The sequence below is a fragment of the Clostridium sp. genome (assembly GCF_016650095.1).
Lineage (GTDB): Bacteria > Bacillota > Clostridia > Clostridiales > Clostridiaceae > Clostridium_AD.
Genome location: NZ_JAENWL010000240.1, coordinates 1 through 5853, shown reverse-complemented (window position 1 = coordinate 5853; position 5853 = coordinate 1). Strand labels below are relative to the sequence as shown.

Annotated in this window: 6 protein-coding genes and 1 pseudogene; 5 read left to right on the top strand and 2 right to left on the bottom strand. The window is 31.4% G+C overall.

From position 1 onward, the window contains the following. Window positions 1-601: 601 nt before the first annotated feature. Both JJE11_RS13200 and JJE11_RS13195 read left to right on the top strand, forming a co-directional pair. On the top strand, window positions 602-1099 hold the full coding sequence (locus JJE11_RS13200; protein WP_291636359.1) for a methylated-DNA--[protein]-cysteine S-methyltransferase: 498 nt from the start codon (window positions 602-604) through the stop codon (window positions 1097-1099). A gap of 202 nt (window positions 1100-1301) precedes the next feature. Next, complete coding sequence (locus tag JJE11_RS13195) at window positions 1302-1694, top strand: LysM peptidoglycan-binding domain-containing protein (RefSeq protein WP_291636357.1); 393 nt, start codon at window positions 1302-1304, stop codon at window positions 1692-1694. On the opposite strand, the pseudogene JJE11_RS13190 reads toward JJE11_RS13195, so the two are convergent. Further along, window positions 1669-2326: pseudogene (locus JJE11_RS13190) on the bottom strand (FAD-binding oxidoreductase). The gene JJE11_RS13195 and the pseudogene JJE11_RS13190 sit on opposite strands and share 26 nt — an antisense overlap. Before the next feature lie 248 nt (window positions 2327-2574). Here JJE11_RS13190 and JJE11_RS13185 point away from each other — a divergent pair. Further along, a complete protein-coding gene (locus tag JJE11_RS13185; RefSeq protein WP_291636355.1) occupies window positions 2575-3393 on the top strand; it encodes an MBL fold metallo-hydrolase in 819 nt (272 codons plus the stop codon). Between the two features lie 153 nt (window positions 3394-3546). On the opposite strand, the gene JJE11_RS13180 is transcribed toward JJE11_RS13185, so the two are convergent. Next, the gene (locus JJE11_RS13180; protein ID WP_291636353.1) at window positions 3547-4473 is read right to left on the bottom strand and encodes a ketopantoate reductase family protein; all 927 of its coding nucleotides are present in this window, start codon (window positions 4471-4473) and stop codon (window positions 3547-3549) included. Between the two features lie 254 nt (window positions 4474-4727). Here JJE11_RS13180 and JJE11_RS13175 point away from each other — a divergent pair, with 254 nt between their 5' ends. Both JJE11_RS13175 and JJE11_RS13170 read left to right on the top strand, forming a co-directional pair. Beyond that, on the top strand, window positions 4728-4943 hold the full coding sequence (locus JJE11_RS13175; protein WP_291636351.1) for a helix-turn-helix transcriptional regulator: 216 nt from the start codon (window positions 4728-4730) through the stop codon (window positions 4941-4943). Continuing rightward, window positions 4936-5667 carry a DUF3169 family protein gene (locus tag JJE11_RS13170; protein WP_291636349.1) on the top strand — a complete coding sequence of 244 codons (732 nt, stop codon included), beginning with the start codon at window positions 4936-4938 and terminating at the stop codon, window positions 5665-5667. The genes JJE11_RS13175 and JJE11_RS13170 overlap by 8 nt, the downstream gene beginning before the upstream one ends. Window positions 5668-5853: the final 186 nt, after the last annotated feature.

Below are 5853 nucleotides of genomic sequence, written 5' to 3'. Positions count from 1 at the left end.
TTCCCTCTTTTAAATATCTTTAAATGAAACGTTATTTTTTTGAAATGAGAGTACAAAACAACTTACCTTGCACCAAAATAGATAATTTATTATATAGTTAACATCTTTCGACCCTAATTAAACAAATCACTACCACTGATGATGGTTCGTTCGACTATATAAAATATTTACACAACTGTATAAAACCTCTCGGCTGTATATAATCATTACAACACTCGATATAATCTTCGCTTGACTTTATACGATAGGTTGGAACCTTAATATAATAAATGTAATACAACATCGACTATATTAATGCTTTTCCCAACCGTAGGAAATCGCCCTCTAGATCAATATAAATTAATATTATAATAATTTATATTGAAACTTTGGCTGGCATACATATTCATTAAATGAGTATATATGCTTTGGCTCAGTTGTTTTGTACTCTACAATATTATGATAACCAATATACAATAGAATATCCTTGTTAATTATTGCCATGTTACTGCTATTCTTAAAATGTGAATTAAGAGAAACCTAAAAAAACATATGATATAATTGCAGTATTTAGAAATAAAATAAGAGGTAGCTAAGTATAACAAATAATGGGGGCGAAATTATGATATATACCTGTACAATTGAAACACCTTTGGGACTACTTTTGGCTGCGGTTGAAGAAGATGCTTTAATAGGTCTTTGGTTTACTAGCCAGAAGCATTATCCAAAGAATATGGAAACATGGATAGGTAAACCTGATCACCGGTTGTTTACTGAATTAAAAAATTGGTTAGAGAAATATTTTAAAGGGGAGGAGTGCGAAATAAAATTTCCGATGGCGCCAAAGGGCACTGGATTTCAGAAAATAGTTTGGAAATTTCTTTTGGAAATACCCTATGGGCAGACTACAACCTATGGAGCAATTGCAAAAAAAGTTGCTGCCGAAATGGGGAGAGAATCAATGTCAGCTCAAGCAGTAGGAGGTGCAATAGGAAGGAATCCGATTTCAATTTCGATTCCCTGTCATAGAGTTATTGGGGCTGATAAAAATCTGACTGGATATGACGGTGGGTTAGATAAAAAAGAAATTTTGCTTAATATTGAAAAAGCAGTACGATGAGAATTAGATCAAATTCTAGTAACAAATATCGAAAATTTATTTCTGAATTTTGTTACTAGTTACTGATGTATGTATTAATAAGTTAAAGACTATATAAAGCATTGTTGGATCTTAATAATAAATTTATAACAGTTACTGTTTCATATTTCCATTGGAAGTCATATACTAAACAGAAGTAAGAAAAAAAGGTTGTGAAAACCATTTGATTATCCATGTTGTAAAATCAGGAGAATCTCTTTATTCAATTTCTCTTTTATATAATGTTTCTTTTAATAAAATTGCTGTAGATAATGAGCTTGCGGACCCTAATAGGTTGATAGTAGGACAGACTTTAGTAATTCTAGGGGGAGTGAGAAGACATATAGTTGTCTCAGGGCAGACTTTTTATACAATTGCTGTTACTTATGGTTTAACACTTAGTGAACTTAATGCTGCAAATTCTAACCTCGCAAATATTTCATTAATATATCCAGGGCAGATACTGAATATTCCCACAAGCACTAGAAAGATTGGAACTATAGAGGTAAATGGATATGCCTTCACTAATATAACCAATGAGCTTTTGCATTCTAATTATCAAATCTATCCACTTTAAATAAACTTAAATCTTCATTTTCTATGCCTAAATGTAAATCACTTAGCATCATTCCGCCTAGTATTGCAAATAATATACCGTTAGCGCCATAACCTAAGCAAAACCATAGCTTATTATTATCTGGGTCCGGTCCCAAGAACCCCAAATTATCTTTAGTTGATGCAAAAGCACCGCAATACTTATATTCCACTTCTATATCTTTAATATTTTTAAACATAGCTTTTAATCTTTGCTCTAATATAGCATATTTCTCATTTGCAACTTTTTCATTAAATATATCTGGCACAAAAGTTATATCTTCTCCACCTATTATTAATCTGTTATCTTCAGTAGTTCTTAAATAATTATATGGATCATCATTATCTCTAATAAGCTTCAATGATATTATCATCAAGTTCGTACTGAAGTAAGGAAGTCGTAACACCTGTGCTACAATAACCTATTCTATGTTTTTCTAAAATTACACTGTTGATATTATGTTTAGAAAAATAGTATCCTAAAATACTTCCTGTAACTCCACCGCCTACTATTATTACATCTGTATCTATATCTTCTGTTAAATAGCTATACTGTTTAGGTACTTTATTTGTATTTGTAAACATAGGCTCACCTTGAACATATTGTAAATTCATTTTATCCCACCTAACTAATTATTTATTATTAAACTAACTCCATTTATAAACTTTAACTATAGTGTTGCTTAATTAGTATTACTATATACTTGGATTAAGTATTAAATTCTTAATAGGTGTCCATCAATATTTTTATATTGTCTCATAATGCTTTTATGATACAATATATAGATTAAAGCAAATAATCACATTAACAAAATTATAAAAACTTAAAAGTCATAAATAAAATATGAGAAAGTGGTGATTTTATGAAAAAGGGATTAGAGCTTATAGAGGAAATTGATAGTTGTGTTTTAGAAAAAGGAAATAGTGCATTCTGGTGGCTTGGACAAATGGGTTATATCGTGAAATTAGGAGAAGTTGTTATTTATTTAGATGCGTTTCTTTCAGACTATCCAGGTAGGAATATACCACCATTGATTAAGGCAGAGGAAGTTATAAATGCAGACTTAATATTTGGAAGTCACGATCATCTTGATCATATAGATAGGGGAGCTTGGCATCAAATATCTTTAAGCTCCCCAAAGGCAAAGTTTGTAGTTCCAAAGCTTTTAATTAAGAAACTTTCAGAAGACTTGAACATACAAGAAGATAGGTTTATTGGCATTGATGATGGTACATCTGTAGTAGCTGGAGGACTAAAAATAACAGGAATAGCAGCGGCTCATGAATTTTTAGATCAAGATGCTGTTACTGGGAGCTACCCATATTTAGGATTCATAATTGAAGGAAGTGGGTGTGGATTGTATCACTCTGGAGATACATGTATATATGAAGGGCTACATTCTAAATTGAAAAAATGGAATAGGCTAGACGTTATGTTTATTCCTATAAATGGAAGAGATGCTAAAAAATATCGTGCAAACATTATTGGTAATATGACGTATCAGGAAGCAGTTGATTTAGCAGGAGATGTTAAACCTGGGCTTGTGGTACCAGGACATTATGATATGTTTTCAAATAATAGCGAGGACCCATTATTGTTTATTGATTATCTTAATTCAAAATATCCAGATATTCAGTATTGGGTTGGAAGCCACGGTGATAAGGTGTTAATTAATTTATAGATTTTTATATGTTCTCTTTAATAAAATCTCTTGCTACCCATGCATAAAAAGTCGGTACTTAAAAGGTTTCTTCAAAAAAATCTTGGTATGATAAATAAAAGGGTTCCACCCACACTATAATGTGGATGGAACCCTTTACCCTGCTCACCTGATCTAGCAGCTTTTCAATTCATTATAAAAAAATTCAGTCATAGGAATTTTAAGGCCACAGCTTGATGCTAATTTAAGTAATTGTCCAGAGAAGGTCTCCAGCTCATTTTGTCTTCCCAAAGTAATGTCTCTGTATAACGAACTTGTCGATGATTCAGATTGTTTTTGTAATATATGCTTGAAGTGTACTTCCTCAAGGTCTCCTGGAATATTAACTTTTAGACTGCGAGCCACGCTACAGGCTTCCTCTAGCAGTGTTTTGAGCTGCAAAATGGCAATTTCATTTTTTCTAATGTCTCCTGTTGTTGCTTTATAATAGGCTGTGACTACATTATAAGCACAATTCAATGTATATTTTGTCCAAATAGAAGTTTCTATATCGTTTTCTATTTCGCATGTAATGTTTGCACCTCGGAATAATTTCTGAACTTCTGATAATATGTTCGCGTAATATTGATTTTGTCCTTCGTAACCTATATGAACAATACAATAAGGGCTGGTATGATGAATGGAAAAATCTTTATTAGCTCCGGCGGTAATGTAAATCAAGCCGTCTAGAACATGACCTTTACCAACTAAATTTCGTATGTTACTTGAAACGTCAACACCATTAAGCAATGGTATTATTACAGTATTCTCATCAATCATGGTTGATATTTCAGCGCAGACCTGTTCCAATGAAAAATTCTTGACACTAAGAATGATATAATCCATTATGCCTATTTCTTGAGGATTATTACTTGCCACAGTAGGATAAGTCGTAAACTCGCCAAAGGCATCGCTGTATAATTTTAATCCGTTTTTTTTGATGGATGAAAGCCTCTCTCCCCTAGCAAAAAAATATATATTATCATAATGATGAGCAAGCATACAGCCCAGATATCCGCCAACACCGCCTAGGCCTACTATACAAATTTTCTTATTATTCATAGATATCTCTCTCCCTCTTAATTCCTTATATTTTATAATTATACTATGAGATCTGAATTTTTGCGCAAGTTTTATTATGAGCTAAAATTAATTCCTAAATGGGTAAAAGATAGCATGGGGGTCCTAGCAAGGCTTTAGCTGAGATTTCAGTGGTAATATCGATTATTATTGACAATTATAGTTGTCAATGTTATACTTTGAATGACAATTAAGTTTGTCATTATGAAATATAAACTTGTCAAAAGGAGGATTATATGCCATTAAAGAACACCCTAAAAGTACAAAGGGCTATGTTAGGGATAAACCAAGCTAAATTAGGTCAAATGGCTGGGGTATCAAGGCAAACTATCAGCCTAATTGAACGAGGTGATTACAATCCCTCAATAACCTTAGTGCTTAAGCTAGCACTATTATTTGATGTTACAGTTGAAGAAATTTTTTGCTATGAGGAGGATGGAAATAATGAATAAGAAAACCATATTTAAAATTATAATTTTATTGGCGGTTGGTAGCATATTTGGAGCACTTTTTACACTTGGGTTATTGAAATTAAATGAATCAGAATTCATGAGTATTGGAGATCAAGTTGCTAAATTTTTTATAAATAATACTTCAGAATTACATGTAGGATTAATTATATGCATCTACTTCCCAGCAGTATATTTATATTTTAAAGGAAAGAAATTTTATAGCCAATTAAGTAATAAATCAGATGAAGAATTTGATGAATTTGAAAAAGTCGGTTCCAAGTCTTTTGATTTAGCCATGTTAATAAGTAACGTATTCTTAATACTTAACTTTATGTTATTTGGAATGACTTTCAATAATACTAACAGTAACCAATTAATAGTTACATGTCTATTTATGTTTAGTACCATAGCAGTTTCAGTTTTGAATATAATTACTATAAAGTATATACAAAAAAATGATAATAGATTAAAAGGTGACCCAACTTCATTTAGATTTGATAAGGAATTTTTAGAAAGTTGTGATGAGGCTCAGGTATCAAGAATTTATAAGTCTGGGTATCGTGCATTTCAATTCTCAAAAAATGTATCATTAGTATTTGTAATACTTACTATATTACTCAACTTTACTTTTAATACTGGCGCATTCCCAGTATTCGTGACCTGCATGATTATGTTAATACAAGTAACATCATATAATTATTATGCTATGAAAAACGAAAAGTAATCAATGATTAAGTGAAGGTACAATCATAAGACAAATACGAGGGGGTAGTGTTTAGGTGAGTTCAACTTGGATTGCGATATATTTGCCATTGTTTATACTATTATTTCTTATTTTACCACAACAACGTGAAATGCAAAAATCAACAATTCTAAAAATAAAGAAAAGGAAGGGGTTAATAATTATGAC